The sequence below is a fragment of the Bacillus infantis genome (assembly GCF_008180445.1).
Classification (GTDB): Bacteria; Bacillota; Bacilli; order Bacillales; family Cytobacillaceae; genus Bacillus_AB; species Bacillus_AB infantis_B.
Window position 1 is genome coordinate 20,651 of the sequence record NZ_VTER01000011.1, and the last position, 15,567, is coordinate 36,217.

At 47.7% G+C, this 15,567-nt stretch carries 14 protein-coding genes and 1 other annotated feature; of the genes, 10 read left to right on the forward strand and 4 right to left on the reverse strand.

Annotated elements, in window-relative coordinates; translation table 11 throughout:
- Positions 1 to 7: 7 nt before the first annotated feature.
- On the forward strand, positions 8 to 1,099 hold the full coding sequence (locus FZD51_RS19565) for a tetraprenyl-beta-curcumene synthase family protein (protein WP_148976312.1): 1,092 nt from the start codon (positions 8 to 10) through the stop codon (positions 1,097 to 1,099).
- A 144-nt stretch (positions 1,100 to 1,243) separates the two neighbouring features.
- Here the strand turns inward: FZD51_RS19565 and mnmM are convergent, their stop codons facing one another.
- Together mnmM and mnmL are read right to left on the reverse strand one after the other, a co-directional pair.
- Entirely contained in the window at positions 1,244 to 1,816 is a 573-nt protein-coding gene (gene mnmM, locus FZD51_RS19570) for a tRNA 5-(aminomethyl)-2-thiouridylate-methyltransferase MnmM (RefSeq protein WP_148976313.1), read from the reverse strand.
- Between the two features lie 103 nt (positions 1,817 to 1,919).
- Positions 1,920 to 2,891, reverse strand: coding sequence for a tRNA modification radical SAM protein MnmL/YtqA (gene mnmL / locus FZD51_RS19575; protein ID WP_148976314.1), 972 nt, complete (start codon positions 2,889 to 2,891; stop codon positions 1,920 to 1,922).
- Between the two features lie 343 nt (positions 2,892 to 3,234).
- Between mnmL and FZD51_RS19580 the strand changes: the two genes are divergently transcribed.
- Together FZD51_RS19580 and FZD51_RS19585 are read left to right on the forward strand one after the other, a co-directional pair.
- Entirely contained in the window at positions 3,235 to 3,498 is a 264-nt protein-coding gene (locus tag FZD51_RS19580) for a YtzC family protein (protein ID WP_148976455.1), read from the forward strand.
- A 12-nt stretch (positions 3,499 to 3,510) separates the two neighbouring features.
- Entirely contained in the window at positions 3,511 to 3,693 is a 183-nt protein-coding gene (locus tag FZD51_RS19585) for a hypothetical protein (protein ID WP_022544302.1), read from the forward strand.
- 39 nt (positions 3,694 to 3,732) lie between these two features.
- On the opposite strand, the gene FZD51_RS19590 is transcribed toward FZD51_RS19585, so the two are convergent.
- Complete coding sequence (locus tag FZD51_RS19590; RefSeq protein ID WP_148976315.1) at positions 3,733 to 4,536, reverse strand: alpha/beta fold hydrolase; 804 nt, start codon at positions 4,534 to 4,536, stop codon at positions 3,733 to 3,735.
- 245 nt (positions 4,537 to 4,781) lie between these two features.
- Here FZD51_RS19590 and FZD51_RS19595 point away from each other — a divergent pair, with 245 nt between their 5' ends.
- The 7 genes from FZD51_RS19595 to FZD51_RS19625 all read left to right on the forward strand — a co-directional run bounded on the left by FZD51_RS19595 (position 4,782) and on the right by FZD51_RS19625 (position 13,955).
- Positions 4,782 to 5,969: an MDR family MFS transporter gene (locus FZD51_RS19595; protein ID WP_148976316.1), complete on the forward strand. Its 1,188-nt coding sequence runs from the start codon at positions 4,782 to 4,784 to the stop codon at positions 5,967 to 5,969.
- A gap of 422 nt (positions 5,970 to 6,391) precedes the next feature.
- On the forward strand, positions 6,392 to 7,756 hold the full coding sequence (locus FZD51_RS19600) for a sigma-54 interaction domain-containing protein (protein ID WP_187445833.1): 1,365 nt from the start codon (positions 6,392 to 6,394) through the stop codon (positions 7,754 to 7,756).
- A gap of 320 nt (positions 7,757 to 8,076) precedes the next feature.
- Positions 8,077 to 9,396 (forward strand): GntP family permease, encoded by a 1,320-nt coding sequence (locus tag FZD51_RS19605; protein WP_148976317.1) that lies wholly within the window; start codon positions 8,077 to 8,079, stop codon positions 9,394 to 9,396.
- 63 nt (positions 9,397 to 9,459) lie between these two features.
- Positions 9,460 to 10,236, forward strand: a complete 777-nt coding sequence (locus tag FZD51_RS19610) for a 3-hydroxybutyrate dehydrogenase (protein ID WP_148976318.1) — start codon at positions 9,460 to 9,462, stop codon at positions 10,234 to 10,236.
- A 178-nt stretch (positions 10,237 to 10,414) separates the two neighbouring features.
- Positions 10,415 to 10,633 (forward strand) — a binding site (T-box leader).
- Positions 10,634 to 10,732: 99 nt separating this feature from the next.
- Positions 10,733 to 13,150, forward strand: a complete 2,418-nt coding sequence (leuS, locus tag FZD51_RS19615) for a leucine--tRNA ligase (RefSeq protein ID WP_148976319.1) — start codon at positions 10,733 to 10,735, stop codon at positions 13,148 to 13,150.
- A gap of 216 nt (positions 13,151 to 13,366) precedes the next feature.
- On the forward strand, positions 13,367 to 13,672 hold the full coding sequence (locus FZD51_RS19620; RefSeq protein WP_148976320.1) for a rhodanese-like domain-containing protein: 306 nt from the start codon (positions 13,367 to 13,369) through the stop codon (positions 13,670 to 13,672).
- A 100-nt stretch (positions 13,673 to 13,772) separates the two neighbouring features.
- On the forward strand, positions 13,773 to 13,955 hold the full coding sequence (locus FZD51_RS19625) for a sporulation protein Cse60 (RefSeq protein ID WP_009795251.1): 183 nt from the start codon (positions 13,773 to 13,775) through the stop codon (positions 13,953 to 13,955).
- Between the two features lie 338 nt (positions 13,956 to 14,293).
- On the opposite strand, the gene FZD51_RS19630 is transcribed toward FZD51_RS19625, so the two are convergent.
- A complete protein-coding gene (locus tag FZD51_RS19630; protein ID WP_148976321.1) occupies positions 14,294 to 15,556 on the reverse strand; it encodes a BaiN/RdsA family NAD(P)/FAD-dependent oxidoreductase in 1,263 nt (420 codons plus the stop codon).
- Positions 15,557 to 15,567: the final 11 nt, after the last annotated feature.

A 15,567-nucleotide genomic window follows, 5' to 3' on the forward strand; every position in this document is an offset into this window, starting at 1 on the left:
TGTTGAAATGACTGTACCTTCCATGCCGATTCCTTTAATGACAAAGGTATATAAAAAAATAATCCCTGAAGTCCACCGCGAGCTGGCGTACTGGAGGGAAAGGGCCGGGAACATCCCTGATCCGGAGCTTAGAAAGCAGGCGCTGGCAAGCATTGGCCATAAAGCCTTCCACTGCGAGGGAGGCGCCATCATGGCCCTTTTGGCCAAGGAGCGGTACAAGGAGGCTGTCCGGTTTATTGTTGCCTATCAGACGATCAGCGATTATCTGGACAATCTTTGTGACAGAAGCACTTCCCTGGATCCTGCTGATTTCTCCGCCCTTCATGAAGCGATGGAAGATGCCCTTTCCCTGGAGCCGGGATCAGGTGATTACTACCGGGAGCGGCAGGAGAAAGAGGACGGCGGGTATCTCGCAGAATTGGCCGGAGCGTGCCGGGGTATGCTGGGGAGCTGCAGGCATTATGAAAGCATCCGCTCTTATTTGAAGGAGCTTTGCCGCTATTATTCCGATCTGCAGATCCATAAACATGTCTGTCCCGAAGAACGGGTCCATAGGCTGCAAAACTGGCATGCAGAATACAGAGGACTTGTGCCTGAAATGGAATGGTATGAATTTTCAGCCTGTTCAGGCTCTACACTCGGCATTTTCAGTCTTGTGTCCTGCGCCCTGTCTGATGAATTTGCCGAGGAGGATGCAGCAAAGATCCGCCACGGCTATTTTCCTTATATCCAGGGACTTCATATCCTCCTCGATTACCTGATCGACCAGGAGGAAGACCTGGAGGGAGGAGATTTGAATTTCTGCTTCTATTATCAGGATGAACAGCAGCTTTTTGCACGATTGCAGCACTTTATTGCCGAAGCGGATAAGCATATCGAAGGCCTGCCGCATAAAAGCTTCCACCGGCTCATCAACAGGGGGCTGCTCGGCATTTATCTCTCCGATGAAAAAGTGCGCAGGCAGAAGCATGTGCGCCGCCTGGCCCGCCATATCATAAAAACAGGCGGTCCGGTCAGTTATTTCTTTTATGTTAATGGAAGGGCCTATCGTACTGTGCAAAAATGGGTGCCCGCTGGATTGGCCAGGCTGCTCTTTTAAAAATTGCATTGTAAAGCGCTGTCTCAGGTCAGCGCTTTTTTTATTGGATAAAGAGGTATTAAAACCTGCCCGGCCTGCACCCCGGAGTCTTTCCTCCCGTACATTGCAGTTCTAAAACAAAGAAGCCTGCACAGCGGCAGGCTTTCATCTTTTTTCGATGGCTATAATAAAAGGCGGTTTATTGGCCTGGTTGATAAATTGGTATTGCAGGACATGAGCGCGCTCCTGCTCAATGGTTTTAACATATCGCAGGAGATAGTCCCTCTCAACCGCTCCTTCAAAATGTCCATGGTAGATGACCAGGACGATGACAGCTTCTGCCGGCATGACTTCCAGGAGCTGTTCAATTGCAGAAATGGTTGTGCGCGGCCGGGTGACCACAGTTTTGTCGCTTCCCGGCAGATAGCCCAGATTGAAGATGGCCGCAGCAATCTTCTTATGATGGACGGGCGGTATGCATTCCAGGAGCTGTTCGTGGCCGCTGTGGAAAAGCGTTGCGCGCTCTTCCATGCCATGCCCGGATAAGCGGATTCTGCTATTTTGTATAGCCTGTTCCTGGATGTCAAAGCCGTATACCCGCCCATTCGGCCCGACCAGATTGGCCAGGTAAAGGGCATCATGGCCATTGCCAAGAGTGGCGTCTACAACAATATCCCCGGGACTTACCGCTTTCTCAAGGATGGTCCGGGCATAGGGAAGAATTCTCTCAAGTTTCATGACAAACCTCCAATTGCATAACAGTATGTATTATAGGTATAAGCTATTAAGACAAAACAGGCTGCACCGATGAATTGCCGGTGCAGCTGATGTGAACACGAATTTACAGTAAAGCACCGGTTTCAGAAGGCTGTGTATAATATTTTCCCTGCCAGCTGCCGCGGCGCTTCATCTCTGCGTCAATGGAATTGAGGACATCCCATTTATTGACGCTCCACATAGGGCCGATCATAAGATTGATTGGTCCATCCCCCGTTATCCGGTGAATAATCATTTCCGGCGGAAGGATTTCAAGCTGATCGCAGACGAGGCGGACATAGTCTTCCTGGGAGAGAAATTCAAGCATCCCTTTATCATACTGCTTGACCATAGGTGTTCCTTTCAGGAGGTGAAGAAGGTGAATCTTTATTCCCTGAACATCAAGCTTGGACACCTCACGGGCCGTCTCCATCATCATGTCCGGCGTTTCAAGCGGAAGGCCGTTAATGATATGCGAACAGACGCGGATGCCATGCCTGCGGAGCTTGCTGACACCGTCAGTATAGCATTGGTAATCATGTGCTCTGTTGATCAGCAGGGCAGTACCCTCATGCACTGTCTGCAGGCCAAGTTCCACCCATAGGTAAGTTCTTTCGTTCAATTCAGCCAGATATTCGATGACATCATCAGGAAGGCAGTCAGGGCGGGTCGCTATCGACAGGCCGACAACATCTTCCTGTGCAAGCACCTTTTCGTAGCGCTCCCTCAATACTTCGACAGGTGCATGGGTGTTGGTGAAGGCCTGGAAGTAAGCCATATACTTGCCGTCCTTCCATTTATGATGCATCTTCTGCTTGATTTCATTAAATTGGTTTTCCAGATCATCAGCCCGGCTGCCGGCAAAGTCGCCGGAGCCGGCGGCACTGCAGAATGTACAGCCGCCAAAGGCACGTGTACCGTCCCGGTTCGGGCAGTCAAAACCTCCATCAAGAGCCACCTTGAAGACTTTATGGCCAAAAACCTGGCGAAGATGGTAATTCCACGTATGGTATCTTTTATTGTCTGAGGCAAATGAAAAAGGATTGGCCTGATTCATGTCAGACACCTCCTTTGATAAACGCGGGGCATCCGCTTTTCTATTATGGATTTTACCATAAATTAAATTGAAGGGGCATGCAGTATTTACTTTGTTGATTTTGGGCTCATTCGTGTGAAACACGCCTTCCTCAGCTGTGCTGAAAGACTGCGAGCTAAATGAGCCCAAAATCAACAGCACTGTCTAACAGAGCCGCTTTTTTTAAAAATTTTGCCTATTAGCTCGACATGGAAGCGTTCTGCCATGATTTCCCGCCTCAAGTCTGTGATAGAAATGTGCCCGTGAAACACACTAATATGGAAGCTTAAAGCTTCTCCACTGAGATTTATAAGGAGGGTATATGATGGCTACCCGTCAATCTGTAGAACAATTTCTTCAGCAGTGTGAAGATGCGATAAGAAATGCAAACGAGCAGTACCAGCAGGCAAGCATGCAGGAACACTTCAATAATCATGAATACACAGATGCAATGCAGGGGCTTGAAATTGCTTTCAATGATATGGCAGATCTTGCCCACAGCGCCAATGCACAGCAGCGGGAGCAGCTCCACAGGATGAGGCTTCAGCTGCAGCAGCTTCAGAACAGCATGACATTGCTCAGGCATTAAGGGGGAAGCAGGATGAAAAAACGTTCAAAACAGAATAATCCGGAACAAAAGACAAGAAACGGCATCAATAATCAGGATATTGAGCTTGGCAGAGATTATGATCCTGTTAAAGAATCAAAAAAGAAATATGAAAAAAATCTCGGGAGCCAGCCCATCAAGTCGAAGCAGCATCCTGAGCCTGAACAGCTTTCATAAAAAGAAGCCGGCTCATCCTGAATGAGCCGGCTTCACCCATTATCCCAGCCTGGCAAGGAAACCTTCAACCGTTTGATTGAATGTATCAGCTTCTTCAAGGAAAGGGCAATGGCAGCTGTCTTCAAAGATGACCAGCTCAGTATCAGTGCTGTGTTCCTGTATATATTGGCCAGCCGCGACAGGTATCAGTTTTTCCTCCCTGCCATAACAGAGCAGGGACGGCTTTTTCAGGGCAGGATAGAGCGTACGGTAATCAACGATTGATTGATCAAACAAGATGCTAGAAGCGATCGATTCAGGCATAGCTGTAACAGCATCCATCATCCATTCAAAATCTCTTTCCGCAATGGTTTCTTTGAACATCAGCGGCAGGAATCCGCTCACAAACCCGTGCCTGTTATTTTGGATTTCCTGCATAAAATGGATAAGGGCCGGCATATCAAACGCACCCATTGGGAAATCAGGCCACTTGAAATCAGAAGGCAATTCATCAACGATGATCGTCCCCTTTAGATTTTGCTCCCCGAACTGCTTAATATACTCCCAGACGACAAAAGCTCCCATTGACCAGCCGGCAAGGACCACATCTTTTAACTCAAGCTTTTCCATAAAGTCATTAAGATCCCTCGCATATGAAGAAATGGTATGGCCGGAGTGCGGCTTGCCTGATTTCCCATGCCCCCTCATATCGACCGCAATGGTTCTCGCCCCGGAAATCCTTCCGAGCTGTTTTCTGAAAAAAGCGCTGCTCATCCAGACGCCATGAATGAAAATGACCGGTGTCCCGCTTCCTGAATCCTCATAATACAGTTCGAGGTGATCGCTGATGGCTGCCTTTGGCATGAAAACTCCTCCTTTATTTTTAGATGGAAAATGAATATAAACCCACATGCTATACACGCTTTCCGCCTGTTTTCCATTGAGAAAAACAGCCGCTGGGCAGGACGATATTTTCTTCTATTTATTTTTATTCAATTCCTGGAAAGTTTAGGCGAAAAAAGATGAAACTTTACTATTGCAGGGAAGGGTAAAAACCACTAGAATTGTTTTGGTGTTCGAAATATTATTTAAGCAAAGGAGCGTTTTTCATGCCTCGTGCCCTCTGGCTTTTAATTATAGGGATGGCGGTGAATGTAACAGGCTCTTCTTTTTTGTGGCCTCTTAATGCCATTTACATTCACGACCATCTGGGCAAGTCGCTGTCGGTTGCGGGGATTGTGCTGATGCTCAATTCTGCAGCCAGTGTTGCCGGAAATTTATATGGCGGATATCTTTTTGATAAAATCGGGGGATATAAATCGATCCTTCTTGGAATAGGCATTACAGTATTAGCTCTCACAGGCCTTACCATCTGGCATGGGTGGCCGCATTATGTGATCTTCCTGACTGTCATCGGATTCGGATCCGGGATTGTTTTTCCATCCATGTATGCCATGGCCGGTTCAGTCTGGAAGGAAGGCGGCAGGAAATCCTTCAACGCCATTTATGTTGCACAGAATCTGGGGGTTGCGGTTGGAGCTGCTCTTGGAGGGCTTGTCGCCTCCTATTCCTTCCAATTGATTTTCCTTGCGAATGCATTAATGTATATTATTTTCCTTCTAATAGCAGTCTTTGGCTATAAAGGGATCCAGACGATTTCAGGAAACCAGACATCTGTTCTGAAGGAAAACAAAAGGATCAAGAACCATGCCAAGCTGTACGCATTATTGATCCTTTGTGCCGGCTATCTGTTGTGCTGGGTCGGCTATGTCCAGTGGCAGTCCACGATTGCGGCATATACACAGGAAATCAATATTTCCCTGAAGCAATACAGCCTGCTATGGACCATCAATGGAGCGCTTATCGTCCTTGGACAGCCGTTTTTAAATGCAATTCTGAAAAAGATCGGCAAGAATCTGAAGACTCAGATCATTACCGGGATCATCATATTCATCGTTTCATTTGCCCTGGCAGCTTCTGCTGAGCAATTCTCAGCATTCATTGCCTCCATGGTCATCCTGACAATCGGTGAAATGCTCATTTGGCCGGCTGTGCCGACTATCGCCAATGATCTTGCCCCAAAAGGGCGGGAAGGCTTTTACCAGGGAATCGTTAACAGCACCGCGACCGGCGGCAGGATGATCGGGCCGCTTCTTGGCGGGATCCTTGTAGATATGAATGGGATGGGCATGCTGTTCTCCGTATTGATCGGACTGCTGGTCATTTCCATCTTTACAACCATCATGTATGATAAAAAGCTGAAACAGTCGGAAGAAATGGCTGTTCGAGCATCCTAGGCGCCGGATTCCGGCGCTTTTTTTCTATTTGGCTATGTTAGTGATATTTATTTACAAAGGAAGGCGGAAAAATAGGAGATAAAGTTATACTTGAATTCTTTCAAAACGGTTAAAATCGCCATTAAAATGTAAAAAGCACTGTTCATTGTAGTGCAAGGCACGTAGACTCCTGTGGGATTGCAGCGGCAATGCTGAGACCCCGCAGCGCGCAGCGCGAGGAGGCTCAGCGTCGCCCCGCGGAAAGCGAAGTGCCTGGAACGGAAATGAACAGACTGCATGACTAGACAAGACCCTTGCTTTTAGAGAATGGTATACAAAAGAGACGACAAACCAGCTTGTCCAATTATTTTTAAACTCCTTCCTTTATTATCAGAAAAATGTGATAAAATCCGAAGTAAGATTAGAGCTAAAGGGAGAAGCAGATGAACAAAACATTAATGGAGCTTCCATACGAGATCCTGGAAACGATTGTTGAAAATGCCTTCGGCTGGCTGGTTGTGGTCGATAAAGAGGGCAATATCATTTATATCAACCGCAATTATTGCGAGTTTATCGGCTGCGTACGCGATGAAGTGATCGGCCGGCATGTAACGGGTGTGATTGAAAATACCAGAATGCATATCGTTGCATCGACCGGAAAGGAAGAGGTGGCAGACCTTCAGTACATAAAAGGGAATTATATGATTGCCAACCGGATGCCGATCATGTCAGGAGGAGAAATCATCGGCGCATTCGGGACAGTCTTTTTCCGCGATACACAGGAATGGATGAAGATGAACAGCCATGTCAAAAGCCTGCTGAATAAAATCCAGCATTATATCCAGCATATCGACAGCGGGGTGAAATACAGCCTCGAGGATATTTTGGGGGAATCAAAGCAGATTGCCAGCCTGAAGGAAAAAGTCAAAATGATCGCTTCCAGCGATATATCCATTCTGATCAGGGGTGAAAGCGGGACAGGAAAAGAGCTTTTTGCCCACAGCATCCATCAGCTCAGCGCCCGGAGCCATCAGCCTTTCGTCAAAATCAATTGCGGTGCGATACCGGAGCATCTCCTTGAATCCGAGCTTTTTGGATATGAGGAAGGAGCTTTTACCGGGGCAAAAAAGGGCGGGAAAAAAGGGAAGTTCCAGCTGGCGCATGGAGGGACTTTATTTTTGGACGAAATCGGCGATATGCCGCTCAATATGCAGGTGAAACTTCTTCGGGTCCTTCAGGAGGGTGAAGTGGAGGCCGTTGGTTCTATTAAACCCATCTCGGTTGATGTCCGTATCATCGCCGCGACAAACAGGCCCCTGGAGAAAATGATGGAGGAAAAACGATTCCGGGAGGATCTGTTTTACAGAATAAATGTTGTTCCGTTTTATATTCCGCCGATAAGAGAACGAATGGAAGACCTTGACGAGCTGGTCGACTATTTTACAGGCAAAATTACTAAAAAGTCAGGAAAGAGAATAACGGGCATTGATGAAGAGGTGTGCCAGATTTTTCGGGCCTACAGCTGGCCGGGAAACATAAGGGAAATAGAAAATGTGATGGAAGCCTCCATTTACCTGACCAGTGATGAACGAATCCGGAAAGGGTCTCTTCCAGAATATTTGCGGGAAAGGGCTATTCTCCCGATCGGGACGAGCAAACTGAAGGAAATCCTTGAAGAGACAGAGAAGAGAGTCCTGGCGCAGAGCCTGGAAAAATATAAGGATGATAAGCTGAATGCTGCTAAAGTCCTGGGCATCAGCAAATCGACTTTTTATGAAAAGGTGAAAAAATACGGTCTGGAAATCTAGCAGTCCGGAAAATCGGAAAATATTCCGATTTTCCGGACTTTTGTTTTTCTATAAAAAGGAGACTGGGTTTCTCATGCTTGTATAATAAAGGCAATAATCTAGCAGAATAAAATTTTTGGGAATTTTATAGGAGAAAACTATTTTCCGGAAATCCGGAAAAAAAGTTCACAAAATGGCCATCTTTTCCCGCCGTTGCTTTTTTCGGACACCTGGCACACATCTTGCATTGGATTATATGCAGACAAATTTTTGAGAAGGGAGGAAGCATTCATATAAATGTAAACGGTTTCAAAAAAGAAGATAAATAAGGGGGAAAACGAATGCTTAGTATGATTGGATTGGTAGGGGGACTTGCCCTCCTGATATTCCTGACGATGAGGGGAATGAACCTGCTTGTTGTCGGGCCGCTTTCAGCTCTGTTTGTTGCTGTGTTGAGCGGGATGCCGTTGTTTCCGCAGCTGGCGGGCGAGGGAGAGGCCAACCTGGTAGGAAATTATATGACCGGCTTTTCCGGGTTTGTAACATCCTGGTATCTGATGTTCCTGCTCGGCGCCATTTTTGGAAAAGTGATGGAGGACAGCGGTGCAGCCGACAGTGTCGCTGAATTGATTGTTGGAAAGCTGGGAATGAAATATGCAGTCCTTGCCATAGTTGCATCCTGTGCGGTTTTGACATATGGAGGCGTAAGTCTGTTCGTCGTGGCATTTTCTGTCTACCCGATGGCATTGAGTCTTTTTAAGCAGGCCGATCTTCCGCGCCGCTTCATCCCGGCAGCCCTTGCATTTGGGTCGGTCACCTTCACTATGACTTCTGCGGGATCTCCTGAAATCCAGAACTGGATCCCGATCGAACACTTGGGGACATCCCCGTATGCAGGCTGGGAGGTCAGCCTTATTGTTGCAGTCTTTATGATGATCTTCGGCTACTGGTGGCTGAAAAGGATCATTACTAAAGCCGTCAGCAAGGGTGAAACCTTTATTTCCAGGGAAACAGATCCGGTGGCAGAGAAAAAAGAGCTCCCGCATCCTGTAATGGGAGTCCTGCCTTTGGCAGTCGTGCTGGTCATTGCCTTTATTTTTCATGACTCACTCGCACAATCCGCACTTATCATTGCTTTATTGGGTGGAGTCATCGCTACTTATCTGCTGAACAGGAAGTACTTCAGGAATTTCTGGAATGCTGTTTCCGAGGGGACGCTTGGAGCACTTATTGCCATCGGCAATACTGCCGCGGTCGTCGGATTCGGCGGGGTGGCCAAGGCAGTGCCTGCGTTCCAGACAGCGGTCGACTTTATGACAGATATCCCCGGAAGCCCTCTGATCGGGGGAGCAATCGCGGTCAGTGTCATCGCCGGGATGACTGGCTCCGCATCTGGAGGCCAGGTAATCGCCCTGCCGCTGATTGCGCCGCACTATATGGATATGGGAGTCAACCCAGAAGCACTGCACCGTGTAGCGGCCATTTCATCAGGTGCTCTGGATTCCCTGCCGCATAACGGCTATGTGGTTACCACAGTCAGATCCATCTGCGGAGAGACCCACCAGGATGCGTATGGAGCTGTCGGCATTGTGACCGTCATCGTACCTCTGCTCGGCCTGGCATTGGCGATCCTCTTATTCTCGCTTGGACTGGGCATATAACATTTATCGGACAGGAGGAGATTTTTCCAATCCCTTCCTTTCCTTTATGGAAGGAGAAAAGAAATGGTGCAAGGAAGAACAGTTCTTATCACCGGGGCTGCCCAGGGGATAGGGTATGAAATAGGAAAAAACTTTGCCAGGCAAGGAGCCAATCTTGTCCTGACAGATATTCAGGAAGAACAGGTTGAAAAAGCTGCAGAGCAGCTGAGGGCAGAAGGGTTCAGGGCAGTGGGCCTGAGATGCGATGTGACACTTGAAGAAGAAATCAAAAAGTCCATCCATTCTGCGGTTGAAGAATTTGGGGGATTAGATGTACTAATCAATAATGCGGGACTTCAGCATGTATCCATGATTGAAGATTTTCCGACAGAAAAATTCGAGTTTATGCTGAAGGTCATGCTGACGGCTCCTTTCACTGCCATCAAACATAGTCTGCCGATTATGAAAAAACAGGGCTTTGGAAGGATCATCAATATGGCCTCGATCAATGGCCTGGTCGGGTTTGCAGGGAAGGCGGCCTACAACAGCGCCAAGCATGGGGTCATCGGGCTGACAAAAGTAGCTGCCCTTGAAGCGGCCCCTTATGGAATCACCGTGAACAGCATCTGCCCGGGCTATGTGGATACCCCGCTTGTCCGAAATCAGCTGAAGGACCTGGCAGACACAAGAAAAGTCCCGCTGGAAAAGGTACTCGAAGAAGTACTTTATCCTCTGGTTCCCCAGAAAAGGCTTTTATCAGTAGAAGAAGTTGCCGCCTATGCCCTTTTCCTGGCAGGAGAAGATGCTAGAGGCATAACGGGGCAGGCCATTGTCATTGACGGGGGATATACAGTGCAATGAAAAGATGCAGACAGCCGGCAAGGCTGCTGCGTCTTTTATTTTTGCCATCACAAAGAATAGGAAGCTGTTTGCACGAGAGCACAGCCTTTGCATACATTGAAAAGTATAACTTTTCTAATTCAAGAGCATACTTGCATACAAAGGAGAATTTTAATACAATAGCTTTATATATTTTAAAGTAAAAACTATGATGAGGAATAGTAATGATGTAGTTCCGCTCATTAGAGAGCTGGCGGGAGGTGCAAGCCAGCCGGGACTGTCATGAACTCGCCTTGGAGTTGCAGGTGTGAACCACAGTAATGCCTGCCGTTTTCCGCGTTAAGGATGAATGAAGAGAGCGGCAATGCCGCTAATGTGGGTGGTACCGCGGGAGAATACATATCCTCTCGTCCCTGTTTTGGGATGAGGGGTTTTTTTATGGTCTTTTTCGCTGTAAAGCAGACCGGCAAAACCTTTCCCCAAAAGAAAAATTCATATTATGCAGGAGGAAAGCACAATGAGCTTCAATCACAGGGAGATTGAAAAGAAATGGCAAAAGTCTTGGGAAGCCAATAAAACATTTAAAATGGGCGAGGAAAAGGGAAAAAGCAATTTTTATGCGCTTGATATGTTCCCGTATCCTTCAGGCGCCGGACTTCATGTCGGGCATCCGGAAGGATATACAGCGACAGATATTCTGTCCCGTGTAAAAAGGATGCAGGGCTATAATGTACTCCATCCAATGGGCTGGGATGCTTTCGGGCTTCCGGCAGAACAGTATGCCCTGGATACAGGCAATGATCCGGCCGAATTCACGAAGAAAAATATCGATACATTCCGCCGCCAGATCAAATCGCTTGGATTTTCATATGACTGGGACCGGGAAATCAGCACGACGGACCCGGAATATTATAAGTGGACACAATGGATTTTCACTAAGCTGTATGAAAAAGGGCTTGCCTATATTGACGAAGTGGCTGTCAACTGGTGCCCGGCACTTGGAACAGTCCTGGCTAATGAGGAAGTAATCGACGGCAAGAGTGAGCGCGGAGGGCACCCGGTGGAGCGCCGCCCGATGAAGCAGTGGATGCTGAAAATCACGGCTTACGGCGACAGGCTGCTTGAGGATCTGGAAGAGCTTGACTGGCCGGAAAGCCTGAAGGACATGCAAAGGAACTGGATCGGCCGTTCTGAAGGAGCAGAGGTGACCTTCAGCATTGAGAACCATGAAGGGACATTCACCGTCTTTACAACCCGTCCTGATACGCTCTTTGGGGCGACTTATGCGGTGCTTGCACCAGAGCATTCTCTTGTTGAAAGCATTACGGCTGAAGATCGGGTTGAGGCGGTCGAAGCATACCTTGAAAAAGTGAAGAGCAAAAGTGACCTGGAACGTACGGATCTGGCAAAAGAAAAAACAGGGGTATTTACCGGCGCTTACGCCATCAACCCTGTAAACGGCGATAAAATGCCGATCTGGATTGCCGACTATGTGCTTGCAAGCTATGGAACCGGCGCTATCATGGCCGTCCCTGCGCATGATGAGCGCGACTATGAGTTTGCGAAGGAATTCAGCCTGCCGATCAAGGAAGTTGTCGCAGGCGGAGATGTTGAAAAAGAAGCGTATACAGGCGACGGGGAGCATGTGAATTCCGGATTCCTTGACGGCCTTCAGAAGGAAGAAGCCATTTCCAAAGCAATCGAGTGGCTGGAAGAAAAGGGCATCGGGACGAAGAAAGTAACTTACCGCCTCCGCGACTGGCTGTTCAGCCGCCAGCGCTATTGGGGAGAGCCGATTCCGATCATCCATTGGGAAGACGGCACAATGACAGCTGTACCGGAGTCAGAGCTGCCGCTGATGCTTCCGAAGACAACTGAAATCAGGCCATCCGGCACCGGGGAATCACCGCTCGCCAATATTGATGAGTGGGTCAATGTGACAGATCCTGAAACAGGCAAAAAAGGGCGCCGCGAGACCAATACAATGCCGCAATGGGCGGGAAGCTGCTGGTATTATCTGCGCTATATCGATCCTAAAAACGAAAATGCGCTCGCTGATGCCGATCTGCTGAAAGAATGGCTTCCGGTTGATATTTATATCGGCGGCGCCGAGCATGCGGTGCTTCACTTGCTGTATGCACGATTCTGGCATAAATTCCTGTATGACATCGGTGTGGTATCTACCAAGGAGCCGTTCCAGAAACTGTTCAACCAGGGGATGATCCTCGGAGAGAACAATGAAAAAATGAGCAAATCAAAAGGCAATGTAGTGAATCCGGATGAGATTGTTGAGTCTCATGGCGCCGACACACTTCGCCTGTATGAAATGTTCATGGGGCCGCTTGAAGCTTCTGTTGCCTGGTCAACAAACGGTTTGGACGGAGCCCGCCGCTTCCTTGACCGTGTGTGGAGGCTGCTGATCGACACTGATGGAAACCTGCACAGCAGAATAAAGGATGCAGAGCCGGAATCAAGCCTTGAAAAAGCCTACCATCAGACAGTTAAAAAGGTAACTGAAGACTATGAGGGGCTGCGGTTCAATACAGCCATTTCCCAGCTGATGGTATTCATCAATGAAGCTTATAAAGCAGAGACACTGCCGGTAAGCTATATTGATGGGTTTGTTAAAATGCTGTCGCCGATTGCACCTCATATCGCGGAAGAGCTGTGGGAGAAGCTTGGCCACAGCGGCACAATCTCTTATGAAGCTTGGCCTGCTTATAATGAAGCCAAGTTGGTCGATGATGAAGTTGAAATCGTCATCCAGGTCAACGGCAAGGTTAAAGCGAAGCTAATGGTGCCTGCTGATGCGGGACGTGAAGCCTTGGAGCAGATTGCGATGGATGATGATAAAATCCAGGAGCAGATAGATGGCAAAACAATCCGCAAGGTCATTGCCGTCCCAGGAAAGCTTGTTAATATTGTAGCCAACTAATCAGAAGATCCCCTGTTTCCATAAGAAACGGGGGATTTGATTTTTGAGGTAAGGTCCCTGTTTCCTGCAAAGTGTTATGCGGGGGCATTCCATTTAGGCAAGTATAAGGCTGGCAGAAAAAAGCTGTCTGGAATGGAAGCAGTTTTTTGCCTTATTATGCTTCCTGTGTTTATACTAATCATATCGGATAGACGAATGAATGAGAGGGTGTCATAGATGGAAAATATTGAAATCATCACAACAGAAGAGCTTGAGCAATTACTGAAGCAAGGCAAGAATCTTGAGCTTGTAGACGTAAGGGAAGACGAAGAAGTGGAGCAGGGCATGATTCCCGGCGCCAAGCATATCAGGATGGGAGATATTCCTGCCAATATGGATTACTTTGATGATGAGAAAGAATATATTTTCATCTGCCGCTCCGGCCGCCGCAGTGAGAACGTCTGCTATTACATGCAGGACCAGGGCTATAAAGTCCGCAATATGGCTGGCGGAATGCTCGAATGGAAAGGCGAAAAGAAGTAAAGAAGAAAAGCTGCCTATATTGCAGGCAGCTTTTTATCATGGTTATAATTTCTGAATATTTCGTCCATACTCTTAAAAAAGCAATTGAGGAGGGGCGAAGATGATTAAAGTGAAGCTCTTTGACCATGAGCATGAAAAAGATCTTGAAAAGGATATGAACCATTTCCTGGAACGGATCGATGAAAACAGGCTGATCGATATTAAATATAATGTTGCAGCCATCCAGGAAGAGGAAGAAGAACAGATTTACTGCTTTTCCGCTATGGTTGTTTACCGGTCCTGAACAGATGGGCTGGTTTTTCTATTTAACAGCTTTTTTTCTCCCCCTCAGCCATAAAAAAGCGGACCTGAGGGAATCAGTAGCATGCTGAAAAATAAGCGGAGAAATTCCCCCTAATTTCTAAAACACTCTAGAAATCGCTCAAATAGACGGAGAAATTCCGCCTATCGGCTCAAAAAACAGGAAAATGGGCAACTTTGCTCCTATTAACCGGAATTTTTCCGCTTATTAACATCCGCCAGTGCCATATTCAGCAGCCTAACCGTAAAATCTCCTCTTATTTTTAGGCTTTTTGGTCACCCAAATAAATTAGAAGCAGCAGTTTTTACCAAAAGAGCCCTTCACTGATACGCTGCTGTTTCTGCTGCATTCGAACCGGCAAGCCTGCCTGTCACCAGCGCAGAGGTTATGTTATAGCCTCCGGTATAGCCGTGGATGTCCAGGATCTCTCCGCAAAAGAAGAGGCCGGGCATCAGCTTGGAAGCCATAGTCTGCGGTTCGATTTCCTTTGTGGAAACACCGCCGCCGGTCACAAAAGCTTTTTCAATCGGAAGGGTGCCATCAGCTTTGAACTGAAATGCCTTGCAGCTTTTTACAAATAGGCGGATCTTTTCATGGGAAATGGTGCCGCCCTGTGCAGATGGGTCGATCTCATTCCAATCGAGCAGGAACAGCAGATAGCGTTCCGGCAAAAGCCCTTTCAGGATGTTTTTTATGCTCTTTTTCGGATCTGCCTTTATCATGGAGGACACTTCCTGGAATAACGGCTCTTCCTTTCGGTCCGGAACAGCATCAAGGCTTAATGCGACTTCTTTCAGATCCCATTTCTTCATCGCTTTCACGACATACTGCGAACATCTCAGGACTGCAGGGCCGCTTACGCCGAAATGGGTGAAGAGCATGTCCATCTTATGGGTGATAAGGGGCTTGCCTTTAGGATTCAGGACACTTAGAGCTGCGTCCCTTAGTGCGAGCCCCTGCAGAACTTTATTCTTTATAAATGGCTCAGATGAAGTCACAGGCACCTCTGTCGGGAAAAGATCGGTGATTGTGTGGCCGGCTTTTTCCGCCCATGCATAGCCGTCCCCGGTGGAACCGGTATGGGGGACTGATTTGCCTCCCACCGCAATAACCAGGGACCTAGTTTCATACTCTGCCCCGTTTTTAAGGAATACTGTATGCCCATTCTCCCCATAAGAAATATCCTCCACCGGTGAGTCGGTTTTCACCTCGACATGGAGCTCCTTCATTTTAGTAAGAAGTGCATCAACGACTGACTGGGCCTTGTCTGTGACAGGGAACATCCTGCCATGGTCTTCCTCCTTCAGCTGGATGCCCATATCCTCGAAGAAGCTGATGATATCCTCGTTGCTGAAAATGGAAAAAGCGCTGTATAAAAATCGGCCGTTGCCGGGGATATGCTTTATAATTTCATCTATCGGCAGGCGGTTCGTGACATTGCACCGGCCACCGCCTGAAATGGCAAGCTTTCTGCCAAGTTTATTGCCTTTGTCGATAAGAAGGACTTTCATCTTCTTTTCTGCCGCAGCAATCGAAGCCATCAGGCCTGAGGGCCCGCCTCCAATTACAATTACATCGTACATTTTTTCACCAA

Bases quoted from the DNA above. Each gene is read 5' to 3' on its own strand.
- FZD51_RS19565 (WP_148976312.1), top strand. From the start codon at position 8: ATGACTGTACCTTCCATGCCGATTCCTTTAATGACAAAGGTATATAAA.
- mnmM (WP_148976313.1), bottom strand. From the start codon at position 1,816: ATGAAACTTGAGAGAATTCTTCCCTATGCCCGGACCATCCTTGAGAAA.
- mnmL (WP_148976314.1), bottom strand. From the start codon at position 2,891: ATGAATCAGGCCAATCCTTTTTCATTTGCCTCAGACAATAAAAGATAC.
- FZD51_RS19580 (WP_148976455.1), top strand. From the start codon at position 3,235: ATGGCTACCCGTCAATCTGTAGAACAATTTCTTCAGCAGTGTGAAGAT.
- FZD51_RS19585 (WP_022544302.1), top strand. From the start codon at position 3,511: ATGAAAAAACGTTCAAAACAGAATAATCCGGAACAAAAGACAAGAAAC.
- FZD51_RS19590 (WP_148976315.1), bottom strand. From the start codon at position 4,536: ATGCCAAAGGCAGCCATCAGCGATCACCTCGAACTGTATTATGAGGAT.
- FZD51_RS19595 (WP_148976316.1), top strand. From the start codon at position 4,782: ATGCCTCGTGCCCTCTGGCTTTTAATTATAGGGATGGCGGTGAATGTA.
- FZD51_RS19600 (WP_187445833.1), top strand. From the start codon at position 6,392: ATGAACAAAACATTAATGGAGCTTCCATACGAGATCCTGGAAACGATT.
- FZD51_RS19605 (WP_148976317.1), top strand. From the start codon at position 8,077: ATGCTTAGTATGATTGGATTGGTAGGGGGACTTGCCCTCCTGATATTC.
- FZD51_RS19610 (WP_148976318.1), top strand. From the start codon at position 9,460: ATGGTGCAAGGAAGAACAGTTCTTATCACCGGGGCTGCCCAGGGGATA.
- leuS (WP_148976319.1), top strand. From the start codon at position 10,733: ATGAGCTTCAATCACAGGGAGATTGAAAAGAAATGGCAAAAGTCTTGG.
- FZD51_RS19620 (WP_148976320.1), top strand. From the start codon at position 13,367: ATGGAAAATATTGAAATCATCACAACAGAAGAGCTTGAGCAATTACTG.
- FZD51_RS19625 (WP_009795251.1), top strand. From the start codon at position 13,773: ATGATTAAAGTGAAGCTCTTTGACCATGAGCATGAAAAAGATCTTGAA.
- FZD51_RS19630 (WP_148976321.1), bottom strand. From the start codon at position 15,556: ATGTACGATGTAATTGTAATTGGAGGCGGGCCCTCAGGCCTGATGGCT.